Genomic DNA, 16,910 nt, shown 5'->3' with positions numbered 1-16,910 from the left:
ATTCGCGCATTTTCCTAATATTTAAGTTAATCGCTACTGCGGTTCGCGCACATATACCGGATGGCATAAATGGTAAGGTGATATTTCTCTTTAAAATTCAACGTATTCTCGCTCTTATTCCGTAGTTTCACTTTTATCTGCATCTTTTGTTGCCCAAAATATATCAATACACTTACTAAATAGTAAATTTATTTCTTCCACAACAACGCATTGGCTAAAGGAAAACCATATTTATTTGGCAATTCTATCACTCAAGATGATGCTTGCTATCAGATACAAATATTACAACAATTAAGTAAATGCAAAAATCTATATGATGGTCTCATAAAAGATATTTTAAGTAAATATACATGCTGATATAAATAAATTTATTCATTTTGGTAGATGCCGGTATTTGCTATTTTTCATAAATTTATGAAGCTGAAAAGATTTGCAGAGAAACTTATTAGCATATTTATGAATTCAAAAGTAACAAGGATGTTGCCAATATTATTAATTAACGATGAAAATTATATTTTTAAATGTAAAGCGATCCTTGCTATCATCAAATTTTAAGACTTTTTAAAGATAATAATTGCAATAAAATAGTAATCTTTCGTTAATTTAAACTTATTAAGTTTAGCCTGAAAACTAACTTGTATTAATTACTATCAAACACATATTCAAGTTTTTTGTTAACAGTAAATTTAGTTCTTGGTAATTTGCTTATGTATGTAGCTGTATGGCCTGGGAATGTATATCCCTTGGGTGCTAGTTGGGATGGAAAAGGTACGAATTTTGCTTTGTTTTCGGAAAATGCAACAGGTGTAGAACTTTGTTTATTTGATGCTGATAATCATGAAAATCGCTTGCCTTTAACAGAAAAAAATAATTTTGTTTGGCACGCTTATCTACCAGGAGTAGGGCCTGGGCAACGCTATGGATTTAGAGTACATGGCCCTTGGGCCCCAGAACTTGGTCATCGCTTTAACCCTAATAAACTATTAATTGATCCTTATGCCAAGGCAATTGATGGGGAAATTAGCGATACCGCAGCTATTTTTGGCTACTCTTTAGATGCGCCAGAACAAGACCTAGCTTTTTCCGATTTAGATAATGCCGAAACTATGCCGAAGTGTATTGTTGTCGATCAGTCTTTTGATTGGGGAGATGACAAACTACTTTCTATACCGTGGCACGAAACTATTATTTATGAAACTCACGTTAGAGGTTTTACTAAATTACACCCAGAAATTCCAGAAGAATTACATGGTACTTATGCAGGGCTGGCACATCCAGTTGCAATTCAATATCTCCAACAACTAGGAATCACATCTGTGGAATTGATGCCTGTACATCACTTTTTATCTTCTCCAGGATTTCTGGTAAATAAAGGACTCAAAAACTATTGGGGCTACGATTCTATTAATTATTTCACCCCCTACTCTGGTTACAGTGCTAGTGGCTCAGTCGGACAACAAGTGACCGAGTTTAAGCAGATGGTCAAGGACTTACACTCTGCTGGCATTGAAGTAATTTTAGATGTAGTTTATAACCACACTGGCGAAGGCAATCATTTAGGGCCAACATTATCGCTACGAGGCATCGATAATGCTGTGTACTACCGCTTGGTCAAAGATAATTCCCGTTACAACATGGACTTCACAGGCTGCGGCAACTCCCTCAATGTGCGTCATGCCCAAGTTCTGAAGTTAATCATGGATAGTCTGCGCTATTGGGTAACAGAAATGCATATTGATGGCTTTAGGTTTGATTTAGCCTCAGCATTAGCGCGAGAACTATATGAAGTAGATAATCTCGCAGCTTTTTTTGATATTATTCATCAAGATCCAGTTCTGGCAGATGTAAAGCTGATTGCTGAACCTTGGGATTTAGGAGAAGGCGGTTATCAAGTTGGCAATTTTCCTTTACGTTGGTCTGAATGGAATGGCAGATATCGTGATACTGTGCGGGATTTTTGGCGTGGTGAGGATGATAGCCTCGGACAATTTGCTTACTGTTTTACCGGCAGCCCTGATCTTTACCAAGCAAACGGGCGTAATCCCAGTGCCAGTATTAATTTCATCACTGCTCATGATGGCTTCACACTCAATGATTTGGTCAGCTACAACGAAAAGCATAATCAGGACAACGGCGAAGATAGCCGGGATGGGGAAAGCCATAACCGCTCTTGGAATTGCGGTGTAGAAGGAGAAACCAATGACCCAGATGTAATCCGCTTACGGCAACGTCAGCGACGCAACTTTTTAGCAACTCTAATGCTGTCTCAAGGCATACCCATGCTATTAGGAGGAGATGAAATTGGTTGCACTCAGAAGGGTAACAACAATGTATACTGCCAAGATAATGAAATTGCCTGGCGCGATTGGAGTTTACAAAAGTCTAATTCCGAACTACTAGATTTTGCCCGCGAACTGATTTATTTTCGTCATCAGCATCCAGTATTTCGGCGGCGTAAGTGGTTTCAAGGCCGTCCTATTCACGGTTTTGGGATCAGTGATATTGGTTGGTTTAATGACGATGGCAGCGAAATGACTGAAAAGCAGTGGCTAGTTAGTTATGCCAAAGCTATGGAAATTTTCTTGAATGGCGAGGGCATTGTTACTCCTGGCCGCCGTGGTGAACGGATTATTGATGAGAGCTTTCTGCTATTCTTTAATGCTCACTACGAAACGATTGAGTTTGCTTTACCCAATGTTTTCAAAGACAGGGAATGGGAAATAGTTATTGACACCAATGAATCTCGCTTCCTTAGCCCAGGAAAGTTGGTTATGGGTGAGCAAACTGTGCCAGTTACAGACCGCTCTCTCATGGTGTTACGTCGTCTTGCTTCGTAAGACAAAAATCTTATGAGCGATCGCGCCTATGACAAAATAAAAAATTGAGTGATATAGGGTGAAGTGCGATCAGGAAAGCGATCGCACTTCACAACGGTCATTTGATTGAAGAAGAATTCAGAAGTCAGAATGGGCTAAACGCCCCGCTACCGCTAACAGGAGTCAGAATCAAGACGCGACGCTCGAATACTCGCTACCGCTCCGCTATCAGTCGGGGATTCAGTCCCACGACTTTCTTGTTGACCACCAAATCTACGATTTGGTGGGGGTATTAAACCCGATTATTCAGACGCTCGCAGACTCGCTTTAAGCGAAGCCATGCCGAAGGCTTTACGCTGCGCTATCCGCCACTCATACAGAATTCATTCTGAATTCTGACTCCTGACTCCTGAATTCTATTTGATAAAGTAAACTCCGTTAAAACCTACTAACTATTTGAGGGAACTAATGTAGTTATTCAGCGTATTGATATTATTATCGTAGGCAGAGTAATCACCCAATGAAACACGTTGATTTTGCACAAAGAACTTGAATGGTAGCTCTCGTTCGCCAAAGAAATTAACAAATCCGTCTGGCTCACTGGTATCTCCATTGAGACCAATTGCCCACTTCCGGTCTTTGTATTCCTCTAGTTCAGCGATCTTATATTCGCAAGCATCGCTCTCTTGATCGATTACATCTGCGATGTAGCGATTTAGGGTTTTGATATTATCATCGTAAGCCGAGTATTCACCCAATCCAACTCGATTTTGCAAATAAAACTTAAATGAGAGCTTTCGCTGGTTGAAGAAGGTGAGAAATCCGTCCGGCTCAACGGTATCTCCGTTTAGACCAATTGCCCAGTTCTTCTGCTTGTAATTTTGAAGTTCATTGATTATGCCTTGAGCCGCTTCGATCTCTTTTTTAGGAACTCCGCGAAATTCTATATGGCGACTGGGTTCGGGAGCAAGCGACTTGAGGAAACTCATACAAGGGGTAAAGAAAAATTCTCCGCCTTTCATAGTTACCCAATGGCTAAAGTCAGCTTCAGTCTGCTCTTCACCGCCCCACTTAGTTGGCCAACTGTATGTCTCCGTGACAGCTGTGTTATCGTCTCCTTTCTTTTCTACACCAATAACTACATCTGTTCCCACATCTCGCTTGATAAAGTTCCTTTCTTTAGCCCATGCCTTCTGCATGAAGTTGAACTGGTTCATTAAACTGGCTTGAAAGCTCATAAACAGCAGTCCAGCATCGTTTTCTGGCTCTTTGCTGGGGAGAGTGCCATAGTTAATTGCACGACGGGCAATCCGATGCATCTTCTCCTCTTCTAGAGGGATTGATACAAGGGCTAATGTATCCCCACGGGGATTGACCTTGCGAGTGTGGGCATGGAAAGGACACTTGAAACCTTGCGGATCATCTTGATAATTAAAGTTGTTAGTTTCAGGCTTTTTATCCTCGCTTGGTGTCTGAGCGATCGCTACTGGTGTTCCATTCTGGAAGCGTCCCATAGTGTATGCTCCAGCTAAAGGTGCATTTAGTTCTCCTGAACCTTTCAGCTTCTCGGCCAGGTTTTTGACAACATCTTGATTCCAGGCTTTAACGTTCTGCTCCAGTTTACGGAACACCAAGAAGCTACCGTAACTTTCCTGTTTTTTACCCAAGGGATCTTTGAATAAAACCAAGCTTAGGGGTGCGCGGGGGTCCCATTTGGTAAAGTCGCTATGTTCTTTTTCTTTGTCAACATCGCGCTTCAGAAACAACGGTTGACTGACTCCATCTCGGAATCCGAAGTGTTCGATCTCTTCTCCAGAATTTTCATCTCTGAGGACATAACCTATTTGCTCGTGGACAATAGAGGCGATCGCATTCAACTCTCCTTTTATTGCCTCTACTTTGTATTTCAAGAGAGCAGGTTGCTGACACAGCTTACTCTGATCCCTCCGCTCCTCAAGCTTTGCTTCTTCAGTTCTGGGGCCGACTATCTTATCAGCTGCGAGTAAAACGAGAGCATGAATTTCATTATTTTTAAACCCATCCTCCCATTGATTAGAATCATCGCCGAGTTCATTCTGCATATTAGGATCTTTCATCCCTTGCCGAAATGCGTCTTCATTGGGCAGATTCTGGTAGCCATACCCTAAATGCATATAACCAGCCCTTGTCAAGAAGAAGTTGGCAAATAGTTTACCTGGTACATCTTTCTTCTGGCGATACAGCTTTCCTTGCTCGGCTTGCTCCAGGGCTGAGGTGACATACCTGTGAGTAAAACTGCCAATCCATTGCTTGGCGGCTTCAATGTCGTTTTCGAATTTTAAGAACAAATAAACAGCATGGTTGCGTCCGTGTGACTTGAGGATGTTGCCCTGTATCTCATCCAATAGGGCTTCATGTTCAAAATCATCAAAAGGGGTAGCAATTTCGACGATTTGATTGATGTCAATTTCCTTGATTTCGCTTGTCATAAATAACTCCTGACTTCAGATTTATCTAAACTTGTCTGGTTGAGAGCCGGACTGGGAGATATTTGATAAGTAGTCAGTCTAAAAAGCTACTACAAATATCTCCCTTCTGGAAGAATTAATGAGGAGAAAATTAGCTATTTACTAATTGCACAATCTTGGCGTGAGAAGGCTTTCCGGCACTATTGATGTAGAACAGCATGTAGTAGCCAGGTGGAGTAAAGTGGTCGTTGGTGGGAGCGGTGAAGGGAATGCTAGCGTTGTATTTCAAGCCACCTAGTTGTTGCTCTTGTGCGCTCAAGTATTTAATCTGTTTTTTGTCGATCTGGATATCTACCAATCGTTGACCATTGTCAAAGGAGTGGGTGACAGATCCCAATTTTACAAGCACTATAGAACCTGGTTGATCTGTAGAGGCATTGCTCACAGAGATAGTTTGAGACGCACCGTATTGGAGTTTTTCAGGAGCGATCGCAATTTCTGGGCGATCGCTCTCTCCGAAGAGATAGGGTGGGTAAAAGATCGCATGTTGCCATATTTCACCGCTATTGCCATCAGTGCCTTTATTAACAAAGGCAAAATCGTTCTTGGTATCCAGACGAACTGTTCCATCTTTATCAAATCTGGCAGCACGAGAGTTATTACCACCCATGACTAACACCCGTGCATCTGGCAACAGCAAAGCGGTATTGTGATAAAGTCTGGGTTCAACATCCGGGTTCATCAGCTTGGTACGGAAGCCTTGGTGTCCGGTTTTAGTCGCATCGGGAATCAACAGGGTGGGGTTGTAAGCCGGACGAGTTTCGGCGTAGTTACCTCCATTGACCACCAAAATTTCTTTGGTGGGTAGAATAACCGCCTGTTCCATAGCTCGTTTGCCATAGCGACCCAATTTTGAAGACTGTTTCACATACTTATAATTCAGTGGAAATTTCTTCACCTTGCCATCGACAATATCCTCAGTATTCAGCAGAATGTCTTCATCGATTTTGGCCAAGAAGTCATTATCGATCTCCCATGAACCTTTAGTACTAGCGTCTTGTGGTGCTTTCCAACGCTCTAGGCTAGCAGTGATGCTTGCTCCCTTGATAACATCTTTTCCAGGGCCAATGCCAATGTTATTGGTACCCATGATGCCACCCAATAACAAAACATCCCCGTTAGGAGAACTAGGGTCGAGAACAGCAGTGCCATAGACTTTGTTGATTGCTAGTCTATCGGGGCCTGGCTCGAAGCTAATGGAATACTTTCCATCCTGATCTTTATTGAACGTTACAAAATAGCTGTGGGTACTTGCGTGTGCAATCTTCGGTTCATTTTTACCACCGCCATCACCAGTGATGATGAATCGGTTTTTCTGTTTGGTGGGTAGTATGCGGGCATAGAGGTCTATGATGTCAGAGCCGAAGCTCTCGTCATTCATTTGAGTTAGAAACGGATTGTTGGGAAGATTCTTGACATCGATAGATTGCCAAGTCTTCAAGTTAGGATCGTAGATTTCTACCAGAGTGCTAACAATCTGAGAGGGATCGGCTGTGAATCCTGAGAAAGAAGCGATCGCTCCGTCCGCTAGAGGAATGAGGGTAGGATACCAGTGACCATCCTTGGTTAAACCCAGGTTTTCCCACCTCTTTATATTTTGGTCTTGTTTTTGCCAATCTTTTTCTTGCCAGTGATAAATATTGGCTTGTTTTGACCCGGCGAAGCGTACACCTGGGTAATATACTCGACTACCACCGATAAATAGTACATCTCCGTTGGGCAGCTGTAAATGACCGGAACAGAAAGGGTCATTGCTTTCACCGTTTATCTCTGCTAGGGGTGAGTCAATGCGCTGGAAAGGAGAGATGTTGAAATCTAGCTTTGCATTCTCGATTAACGAATCGGAAAGGGAGGGATCGAAGATAGAGGTATTATTGACGACATCATAATTTTTAGTATTAACACCGTCTTCGATCTTGCCTTCTGTTGTGACACGGTTGCGGTTGCTGCTGCCGTTGACAATCAGGACTTTATTGTTGGGTAATAGCGCTGCGTGAACAGCTTGCATCCGATCGCTTTCGTTTTTGGCCATCGGTAGCATATACCAAGCGCCCATTTCTTGCGGACAACCTTCGTATGTGAGCAGTTTATTGCCCAGTTTGCCTCGCAAGTTCTTTTCTAAAGTACTAGTTTCTGCACAGATAATTGAGGCATTGGGTGGCGGTTCATCAGCGATCGCATAACGACCCCCATAAAAGGTAACTGCCACTGCCAAAACAAAGATCGCCAAGATTTTCAGGAGTTTGTTCCGCGTCGTCATTGTCAATTGTTCTTGAGTCATAAATCCTTGTAACAGTGGTCTGAAGGTACAACAAAGACAGCAGAATTCTTTATCCCCATATATCTCAAAAAATGGGTACTTGACCCACCAACACAAACTTTGGAGATTCGGTTACTCGACAGCATGAAGAATAACCTCTTGTTGGAAAAGGCTTTGAAGTGCAGTTAGGTAAGTTTTGGTTAAATCCCAAAACCAACAAATTGGTGCATTAGTACTTATTAGTTAATACCAATTCTGTTAATTCAAGAGGGTCGTCACCGCTTTTAGCTGTCAACTAACCACATTAAATCTAGTCACTTGCTTAATGAATCAGTATTATTACTGAAAAATACGTAATTACACATTACTTTATAAAGTATGATGCGCTTTTTTGATGAAAAGCCAGAAAATTAAGTATAAACTCAATATTTTATCGATAAATATACTACTGGTAAAAATACTTAAAACCGACCTTGCATAAGTTCGTAGCGAATTGACAAGGGAAAATTCTTGAGGGTAAGGCTAGAGATAGAAACATCTATCTAATGCGTGAGTGCTGCATTTGTGCCTCACTTACTTGCAAATATCTAGTGAGCCAAGGTGTAATTAAGTTGACTGGTTAATCTATCTGATTTTTCACGGTAAGTTCTCAAACAACCTGGCTTTTACACAGGCTGATTCTCAACAACTATAGATTAATGAAAATACCTAACCTAAAATCAGGGTTGGAGAAAACTGATTGACTTCATCAGCACTTCTTTTTGTATTTCTTTATGTCCAACAAAAAGAAGTACTGAATGTGGGTAGTAACATTAAAAAATTCTCGGTAAGTGTCACTCAATCTACAGGTTTTTAGATGATGGAACAGAGACAGGCAAGTATATACAAATACACTCAGCTACTTTGGAGTGTTTTGTTAGTGTTAGTAATTTGGAATCAACCCCAATCCGCTTTAGCAGATGTCAACCCACAGGAGATAACTGCAATTATTCGCACACGGGACATTGCCCTGCAAGCCCTAAACACCCGCGATTTTGCCAAAATACAGCCTTACTTGCACCCAAATTTCACAATCACAACAGTTGATAACCAGATTTTTCACAAAGTTCCTGAGTTTGAAAAGTACTGGAATCAGCAGTTTTCCAGTTCCATCAAAGATATCAAAATGCAACTGAAGGGAGATACTCTTAGAACATTTCTTACTCCAGATATAGATGTTGCCTCTGGAGAGGCGATCGCATCCTTTTATTTCAAAGATGGCAAAGCGGCTGATATGGCGTTGCGATGGACAGCAGTGCTGCAAAAACTCCAAGATAAATGGACGATTCAATCGCTGCATTTTTCCTCAAATCTACTGAATAACCCGGTGCTAAATGCTGCTCAACAATTGGGACGCATTCTAGCAATTGCAGCAGGCGTAGGTGGTTTCCTTCTGGGAGCAGTGACGATGCTATTATTACGTCGCAAGACTAAGCCACGAACCGAAAGGATATAGCAAATAAAGTGGGAAGAAGCAACTATCAGCCCAGTAAAAATATTAGCTTTCATCGCCGTCTCAAAGCAACCATAATAGTTTTATTTGTTTGGGGTGGCGTGAGTTTGCTGCACTGGCTACCAGAAACACAATGGTTGATGCTGGGATTAACGGCCATCCTGACTGTGCAAACATTACGGATGCTGTTAGCAAAACCAGTAGCGGCGGTGATGGAGAGTGAGATTTATTTACCGCCAGTCTCGATTTTAGTTCCGGCTAAAAATGAAAGTCCAGTCTTGGCTAATCTAGTTTACAGCTTATGCCAATTGAATTATCCCAGCGATCGCCTAGATATCTGGGTTGTTGATGATGGTAGTACCGATGAAACCCCCCAGGTTTTGAGGGAATTACAAACTCAATTTCCATCTTTACAAGTTCATCGACGGGAATCAAAAGGTGGTAAATCAGGGGCTTTAAATGCGGTGTTTCCCTTTACCCAAGGGGAAATTATTCTAGTCTGCGATGCGGATGCTCAGTTACCTGCCAATTTTCTCCAGCGAACAGTACCTTTATTTCAGAAGCAAGCGATCGGTGCAGTGCAAGTACGAAAAGCGATTTCTAATGCTAATACCAATTTCTTAACCCGTTGCCAGCAGATGGAAATGTGCTGTGATAGCTTTCTGCAAACCCATCGCATTGCGATTGGTGGAATGTCTGAACTGCGGGGTAATGGGATGTTAGTTCGTCGGGAATTGTTAGAAAAGTGTCAAGGTTGGAATGAGAACACTGTCACCGATGATTTGGATCTTTGTTTCAAACTCTATTTGGCAGGTGCAGAAATTGAGTTTGTTACAGTTCCATCAATTCAAGAAGAAGGTGTAACTACTTGGGAAAAACTTTGGAATCAACGCTGTCGTTGGGCTGAAGGTGGCTATCAGCGTTACCTGGATTATTTTCCTCAAATTCTTACTTTAGGTTGGGCGAAAGAAATAGATTTATTATTGTTTTTCTTATTGCAATTTCTTCTACCAATTGGACTAATACCAGACTTAGTTTGGACAATACTATATAGCCATCATCCAGTTCTGTTTCCACTGCAAACACTACTCAGCATCATTCTGACAATTGCCTTTATTGCTGGACTTTACCAATTTCAAAATTTACGAGGATGGTCTTTGCTTTGGGCAACAATTCAAGGGTCATTCTACATGGTGCATTGGATTCCTGTGATGATTGTGACGACTTTAAAGATGTGTGTGCAAAAAGAGCGATCGCGCTGGGTAAAAACTGAGCATCGTGGTGGAACGGCATAAAGAAAATGAAATATAGTGTTAAATTTATCGAATTGTCAGATAATTGGAGCAACTTGTAGGATTACTTTTAGTTGAGCAAAGGGGCTTAAATGTCTAAAGTAGAAGGCTTTAGGGTAAGAAATTATAGAGTTCTTCGCGATATCACTTTGGGAAAGTTGTGGAACACACAGAATGCCAAGCCATTAACGTCAATGACAGCAGTCATCGGTAAAAACGGTGTGGGAAAAAGCACCATTTTCGACACTTTTGGATTTCTTGCAGACTGCTTGAAAAATGGAGTAGAGGAAGCGTGTGATTCTCGTGGACGTGGGGGCTTTGAGAGAATTCGTTCCCAAGGACAAGAGGGAAGTATTGAGTTTGATATTTATTATAAAGAGGATCATAATGCCCGGCCAATTACCTATGAGTTGGCAATAGATATTGACTCCTCTGGAAGACCTTATGTAAAGAGGGAAAGACTCAGACAACGAAGAAAAGGACAAAGCAAGGGACAACCTTTTTCTTTTCTAATTCTCAATGAAGGTAGAGGAATTGCATGGAAAGGTGAACAAGAAGGCAAACAAGTTGAGGAAGAAAAAGGTGATTTTGATTTGTCAAAATTAATAGAAAAAATACAGAGAGGTGAAGGAAAAGAGGAAAGTAAGGAAACTGAGGTAGTTGAACTTGACGATAAGCGGAAACTGGGAATTGCAACTTTGGGCTCACTCAAACAACACCCAAGAATTTCTGTATTTCGTAGATTTATTGAAGGATGGTATTTAAGCTATTTTACTCCAGATGCTGCACGAAGCTTGCCTCTGGCTGGGCCACAAAAGCATCTGAATATTCATGGCGATAATCTGGGCAATGTAGTTCAGTTTATGGAGAGAGAACATCCTAAAAAGTTTCAATCCATACTTGAAAAAATATCTAGCAAAATTCCAGGTGTCAACAAGATTAGCACCGAAAGAAGTCCAGACGGAAGACTACTACTGCGTTTCAACGACAAGGGTTTTCAAGACCCATTTTATGCCCAAAATATGTCAGATGGAACACTTAAGGTATTTGCTTATCTCCTCTTGTTAGAAGATCCCTCACCACCACCATTTTTGTGTATTGAAGAACCAGAAAATGGACTTTACCATAAACTTTTAGAAACCCTAGCGCGAGAATTTCGAGAACACGCTACAGGTCAGAAAGGTGGATCACAAATATTTGTGACAACACATCAGCCATATTTTGTAGATGCCCTTAAACCTGACGAGGTTTGGGTCTTGGAAAAGGGCGAGGATGGATTTGCGAAAATTAAGCGAGCTAGTGAAGATCCTCTGATCAATAACCTTGTTTCTGAAGGTTTACCTCTTGGCGGACTTTGGTACAGTGACTATTTGGATGCAAGTTGAGTATATGCACTTTGAGATACTCGTTGAGGATATTTCCGGTAAAATTGCTCTTGAGATTCTTGTCCCAAAAATTATTAACACCGAACAACATACATTTAATATCCATCATTACAAAGGAATAGGGCGTATTCCTAAAAATCTAACATCTACTTCTGATCCCAAAAAACGAATTCTGCTCGACCAGTTACCACGACTTATTCAAGGGTACGGTAAAACATTAGGGGCTTGCAAGAAAATAAAATACCAGTCATTCTAGAAGAATAGGAGGCGCGGATCTGCCCGCGTTTGCTCTGAATTTCTAGAATTGGAATCACAGGGTTCATGCTTACCGACACCATAAAATCTACCTTCAAAGATGCAGCCAAGAAACTAACTGGCAGCTGTAAAAGAGACTTCATGGCAAAAGTTACTGAAGATTACTTCGATAGTTCAGCACGCATTGCAGAAACAGTTTTAGGATGGAATCGCTCCTGTGTACAACTTGGCTTGCATGAACGGCGGACAGGGATAGTCTGTGTGGATAACTATCATGCAAGGGGACGACATAATAGTGTTGAGATTCTGCCCAATTTAGAAGCAGATATTTGTTCTTTGGTAGATGCTCAAGCCCAAGCAGATCCAAAATTTCAATCGACCTTTCTATATGCTCGTATCAGTGCCAGAGCGGTACGAGAAGCATTAATCAGTGAAATAGGTTATGACCACAGTCAATTGCCGTCTCGTCAAACTCTGGGGAAGATTCTTAATAGCTTGGGGTATCGCCTAAAAAAACACAAAAAACAAAGCCCTTGAAAAAGATTCCGCAAACAGATGCCATTTTTGACAATGTGTTTCAGGAAAATCAGGCATCGGATGAGAATCCCAAATCGTTGCGAGTCTCTATCGATACTAAAGCCAAGGTGAAGATTGGCAATCTTTCCAGAGGTGGTAAAGCTCGGACACTGGAAGCAAAAGCTGCGGATGACCACGATACACAGTGGGAGGCAGTCTTAGTTCCTTTTGGCATTCTCAACACACACAGTGAAAAGCTTACGATTTACTTAGGTCAGTCGGCTGAAACCAGTGATTTTATTGTCGATTGTTTAACTGCTTGGTGGTATGAGAATCAACACGATTACCAAGATTATGATGAATGGGTGATTGACCTTGATGGTGGTGCAGCAACTCGCAGTAACCGCACACAGTTTATCAAACGTATGGTTGAACTGTCTCAAGCAATTAATTTAAGAATCCGACTGATTTACTATCCTCCGTACCATAGCAAGTACAATCCCATAGAGAGGTGTTGGGCAGCCCTAGAGAACTATTGGAATGGCGCAATTCTGGATTCGATTGAAGTTGCCATCAAGTGGGCTTCCAATATGACTTGGAAAGGGATTGCACCCATTGTTCACCGTGTTGAAGCAACCTATGAAAAAGGAATCAAGGTTCTCTCACAAGAGTTAGAACACTACCAAACCTTCTGGCAACCTTCCGAAACTCTACCTAAATGGCATATCACAATTTTCCCCGTTTAATTGGTATCTTATTTTCTTGCAAATCCCTTATCTTATTTCCCTGCTGTCCTCATAATCATTTGCGATCTTGATGACCGATGCCTGAGTGCTTTTCGCAAAGAACTACTTGAACTCGTAAATTATTGTAATCCTAAGCCAAAGACACAATTTTGTATTGCTATTGAGGAAGGAGAAGCATGGTACTTAGGTGATTTAGCAGCAGTAAAGGCAGCTTATCCGAGTGCAAAACAAGCAGTTCTAAATTCATACACCAACGATGAGATTTGTGGCACATGGGAGAAGTTAGCTGACGCAGTATATTCTGGTGGTTGCCAAAAGTTATCTAAATTTGCTTATCAGGCAATTGGTAAAGAGAAAGCAACTTGGGCTGAAAAGATATCTCCCCTTATGGACATTGACAATAATCAATCACCAAGTTTCTGCTATTTTCGAGATCAGCTTCGACGTTTAAGTGGACAGTAGCAAACAAGAGCAAAAAAGAATCATGTTGGATTTGCTGATTCAAAACGGGTTAATTTTCGATGGCTTAGGTTCTCCACCAGTTCGCGGAGATATCGGCATTCAAAACGGCCGCATTGTCACCCTCGCACCCTCCTTAACTACCCCAGCGCGTGAGGTGGTTGATGCTTCTGGGTTATGGGTGACACCTGGATTTATAGATATTCATACTCATTACGATTTAGAGTTAGAAATTGCACCAGGATTGAGCGAATCAGTGCGTCATGGTGTTACCAGCGTGGTTATTGGTAACTGTAGCTTGTCCGTTGCGATCGCAGAACCCCAAATCTTGGCTGATATTTTTCAGAGGGTAGAGACACTTTCCCATCGGCTGATTGCAAAATGGTTGAAAAAGTCGGTTTCCTGGCAGACACCAGCAGAATATTTACAGCATTTGCAACAGTTACCTCTTGGCCCCAATGTTGCCCCAATGTTTGGACACAGTGCCTTACGCGCTTATGTGATGGGATTAGAACGCAGTTTAACGGTTCAGCCGACAAAATTTGAACTAAAACTTATGCAGCGCATAGCCAGAGATGCAATAGATGCTGGCTTTATTGGCATTTCTATTGATATGTTTCCCTGGCATCGGATGAGTGGAGAATGGCAAGGCTGTACAATTCCTTCTCAACACGCCAAATTTAATGAATATGCAATGTTAGCGGATTTATGTCGGCATAGCGATCGCGTTTTTCAAGTCACACCCAATTTACAACGGCTTGCTTCCTTTGTGGATATTCTGCGGATGGGTTCAGGAATTGGACAAAAACCACTGCGGCTAACTGTCCTCTCAGCCTTAGATGCCGTACACGATCGCAAACTATGGCGAATATTTTCCCCGCTACTATTTATTTGGAATCGGCTTCTAAATGGGAATGTGCGCTTTCAAACCCTAACCGAACCCTTCACCATTTACTCTGATGGGTCTGTGACTCCCTTATTTGAAGAATTCTCCACAGGCGCACAACTTAATGGCTGTCAGTCACGAGAAGAAAGACAACAACTATGGGCATCGGAAATTTTCCGTCGTCAGTTTCGCCAAGAATGGCTCAGTAAACGGCGTAAATCATTCCATCGTCAGTTAGATTTGATGGAAGTTATTCACTGTCCCGAAGCAAGTTGGCAAGGGTTAAGTTTTGCCCAAATTGCTCGTCAAAAGCAACAAGAACCAGTGGATTTGTTTATCCACGCATTACAAAAATACGATACAGATTTACGCTGGGTGGCGACAGGAGCGAATGATCGCCTAAAACCCCGTTTAGCGATGATGCAGCATCCCCATATTTTGCCTGGTTTTACCGATGCTGGCGCTCACGTCCGTAACCTGGGCTACTATGATGGAGCTTTGTCTTTGCTCAAACAAGCAGTTACAACGAAGTTTCTTTCACCAGAAGCTGCAATTTGCCGCGTTACTGGAGAACCTGCTGGTTGGTTTCGTCTTAATACGGGAGTTCTCAAAGTTGGTGCGAAAGCGGATATAGTTTTACTCGATCCCAATGCTTTAAATCAGCCAATTAGCCCGCAAGTGCAGATATCAGATCCGGTTTTAGATGGTGAACCTCGGATGGTTAAGCGTGGTTCGGATGAGATTGTACAAAGGGTTTATATTAATGGGGTTCAGGTTGTTTGTCGGGGTAAGGTGAGCGATCGCTTGGGGCGTGAAAAGTTGGGAACTGTTTTGTTTCCTTGAAACGGTATTAACTCCAAAAAAGCTGAAACTGTGCCAATTTTCCAGCCTTTAGATTCCAAACGTTCTCTCTTTGCTTGCTCCATCACATTACTCCTGTTGATCGGTATCATATTTGCTCAGACGCTTTTTGCAAATCTCAATTATCTTCTTGGATGTTGTTCTTGTTGTTTTATTAAAAACGGTTCATCCGTTACTTTTATGGAGAATTAATAGAAAAGTGCCAGTTTAATAAACTGCGTAATCGAAAATTGCTAAAATTCCGAAAGCCATACCCAAGTCTTTTAATTAACTTGAGTTTATTATTAATTCCTTCTACAGTACCACTGGTAGTTCTGCCATCAAAATAACCGACTATTTCCCCAAACCATCTCACCATTGTCCCTAGACTTTTCGGAAAGTATGAACGTGCATCATACATCCAATCTAATAATTGTGTTATGCTATCTCCCCAAGATTTAGTGGTTTCAAATATCTGGCGGAATTGTTCTTTAAGTGCGTGCATTTTAGCCAGAGTCGGCGACACCTATAACACGGAGTTTAATTTTGATTTTTGCTTTTCGTTTAAAGAATCTTCATTTTTAATTAAACTATATTTGCTTTTAGTTAATGCCTCTAGTTGGCGAGATTTTTCGGATTTATCTTCTAACGACATTGCTGCTTTCTTCTCAGTTTTACGCATCCGATCTAATTCATCATTTACTTGTTTCATCACATGAAACCTGTCAGCAGTTATGTTAGCATTTGGCATTAAATCTTCTACTAAGCTTTTATAAGGCGACCAGAGATCAATACTCACTTCAACAAGCATGATTAAGTACTTCAAATCCCCAGCCAGCAATTACTTCACGGATATCTTCTATTCGTCGTGATTGCACTATTTCAATTGGCTTATGAGTATCTAAATCCACTAATACTGCTAAGTAGTTTCCTTGACCTTTAACTAAAGCTATTTCATCTATACCTAACTTTTTTACCTGGCTTAGATTAATATTTAATATTTGTGAAGCTTGCTTTTTTAACATTGATTCTACTTCTTCATCACTCAATCCATTCCTTTCGGCAACACTATGAATATTACTATTTAATACTTGTTGTACTATGTCTGTTGCTAATCTTTTTGTATATCCTTTACTTTTATCTACAAAATCCAATTTCTCACTAAAGACTTTTTTACATTTATGACATTTGAACTGGCGACGATTTATTTTTAAGAGTACTGGCTTTTTACTCCAAGATAAATCATGAATCATCCGCCAATGATTTTGATGTATACTCTGAGTATTTTGCCCACAAGATGGGCAAGTCGAATAGTTAACGCTTTTTTCTATCGTTATAATTATTTCTTCCCCTTCAATTTCTTGAAAATCTAATACTTTCATATCGGGCAGATTCAGGATTTGCTCTACAGTAAATTTCATAGCGATACCTACGGCACACTGCGTGAAAGCCTTAA

General features: G+C 41.2%; 11 protein-coding genes and 1 pseudogene. 9 read left to right on the top strand and 3 right to left on the bottom strand.

The window, feature by feature from the left end; genetic code table 11:
- The first annotated feature begins 707 nt into the window (after positions 1-707).
- Entirely contained in the window at positions 708-2,837 is a 2,130-nt protein-coding gene (gene glgX, locus GJB62_RS15120) for a glycogen debranching protein GlgX (protein WP_114086203.1), read from the top strand.
- A gap of 431 nt (positions 2,838-3,268) precedes the next feature.
- Here glgX and GJB62_RS15115 read toward each other — a convergent pair whose 3' ends face one another.
- Both GJB62_RS15115 and GJB62_RS15110 read right to left on the bottom strand, forming a co-directional pair.
- The gene (locus GJB62_RS15115) at positions 3,269-5,284 is read right to left on the bottom strand and encodes a Dyp-type peroxidase domain-containing protein (protein ID WP_245245935.1); all 2,016 of its coding nucleotides are present in this window, start codon (positions 5,282-5,284) and stop codon (positions 3,269-3,271) included.
- A gap of 130 nt (positions 5,285-5,414) precedes the next feature.
- The gene (locus GJB62_RS15110) at positions 5,415-7,604 is read right to left on the bottom strand and encodes a galactose oxidase early set domain-containing protein (RefSeq protein ID WP_114086202.1); all 2,190 of its coding nucleotides are present in this window, start codon (positions 7,602-7,604) and stop codon (positions 5,415-5,417) included.
- Between the two features lie 835 nt (positions 7,605-8,439).
- On the opposite strand from GJB62_RS15110, the gene GJB62_RS15105 reads away from it, so the two are divergent.
- From GJB62_RS15105 to GJB62_RS15075, 8 genes are all read left to right on the top strand, one after another.
- Positions 8,440-9,078: a nuclear transport factor 2 family protein gene (locus GJB62_RS15105; RefSeq protein WP_114086201.1), complete on the top strand. Its 639-nt coding sequence runs from the start codon at positions 8,440-8,442 to the stop codon at positions 9,076-9,078.
- A gap of 8 nt (positions 9,079-9,086) precedes the next feature.
- Complete coding sequence (locus GJB62_RS15100; RefSeq protein WP_114086200.1) at positions 9,087-10,370, top strand: glycosyltransferase; 1,284 nt, start codon at positions 9,087-9,089, stop codon at positions 10,368-10,370.
- An 89-nt stretch (positions 10,371-10,459) separates the two neighbouring features.
- Positions 10,460-11,752 (top strand): AAA family ATPase, encoded by a 1,293-nt coding sequence (locus GJB62_RS15095; RefSeq protein ID WP_114086199.1) that lies wholly within the window; start codon positions 10,460-10,462, stop codon positions 11,750-11,752.
- On the top strand, positions 11,712-12,008 hold the full coding sequence (locus GJB62_RS15090; RefSeq protein ID WP_245246215.1) for a hypothetical protein: 297 nt from the start codon (positions 11,712-11,714) through the stop codon (positions 12,006-12,008). The genes GJB62_RS15095 and GJB62_RS15090 overlap by 41 nt, the downstream gene beginning before the upstream one ends.
- Before the next feature lie 65 nt (positions 12,009-12,073).
- Complete coding sequence (locus GJB62_RS37040; RefSeq protein WP_114081799.1) at positions 12,074-12,544, top strand: hypothetical protein; 471 nt, start codon at positions 12,074-12,076, stop codon at positions 12,542-12,544.
- Positions 12,541-13,269, top strand: a complete 729-nt coding sequence (locus GJB62_RS37035; protein WP_209271444.1) for a transposase — start codon at positions 12,541-12,543, stop codon at positions 13,267-13,269. Before GJB62_RS37040 ends, GJB62_RS37035 begins: the two co-directional genes overlap by 4 nt.
- Positions 13,270-13,731, top strand: coding sequence for a DUF4276 family protein (locus tag GJB62_RS15080; RefSeq protein ID WP_245245933.1), 462 nt, complete (start codon positions 13,270-13,272; stop codon positions 13,729-13,731). It begins immediately after the preceding gene.
- A gap of 22 nt (positions 13,732-13,753) precedes the next feature.
- Entirely contained in the window at positions 13,754-15,457 is a 1,704-nt protein-coding gene (locus GJB62_RS15075; RefSeq protein WP_114081265.1) for a D-aminoacylase, read from the top strand.
- Between the two features lie 196 nt (positions 15,458-15,653).
- Here the strand turns inward: GJB62_RS15075 and GJB62_RS15065 are convergent.
- A pseudogene (locus tag GJB62_RS15065) lies at positions 15,654-16,875 on the bottom strand (ISL3 family transposase).
- Positions 16,876-16,910 lie beyond the last annotated feature (35 nt).

The organism is Nostoc sp. ATCC 53789, from assembly GCF_009873495.1.
GTDB lineage: Bacteria > Cyanobacteriota > Cyanobacteriia > Cyanobacteriales > Nostocaceae > Nostoc > Nostoc muscorum_A.
This window is presented reverse-complemented; position numbering and strand designations above follow the sequence as displayed.

Coding starts and splice junctions, on each gene's coding strand:
- GJB62_RS15115 (WP_245245935.1), bottom strand. CDS start 5,284: ATGACAAGCGAAATCAAGGAAATTGACATCAATCAAATCGTCGAAATT.
- GJB62_RS37040 (WP_114081799.1), top strand. CDS start 12,074: ATGCTTACCGACACCATAAAATCTACCTTCAAAGATGCAGCCAAGAAA.
- GJB62_RS15105 (WP_114086201.1), top strand. CDS start 8,440: ATGATGGAACAGAGACAGGCAAGTATATACAAATACACTCAGCTACTT.
- GJB62_RS15110 (WP_114086202.1), bottom strand. CDS start 7,604: ATGACTCAAGAACAATTGACAATGACGACGCGGAACAAACTCCTGAAA.
- GJB62_RS15095 (WP_114086199.1), top strand. CDS start 10,460: ATGTCTAAAGTAGAAGGCTTTAGGGTAAGAAATTATAGAGTTCTTCGC.
- GJB62_RS15075 (WP_114081265.1), top strand. CDS start 13,754: ATGTTGGATTTGCTGATTCAAAACGGGTTAATTTTCGATGGCTTAGGT.
- glgX (WP_114086203.1), top strand. CDS start 708: ATGTATGTAGCTGTATGGCCTGGGAATGTATATCCCTTGGGTGCTAGT.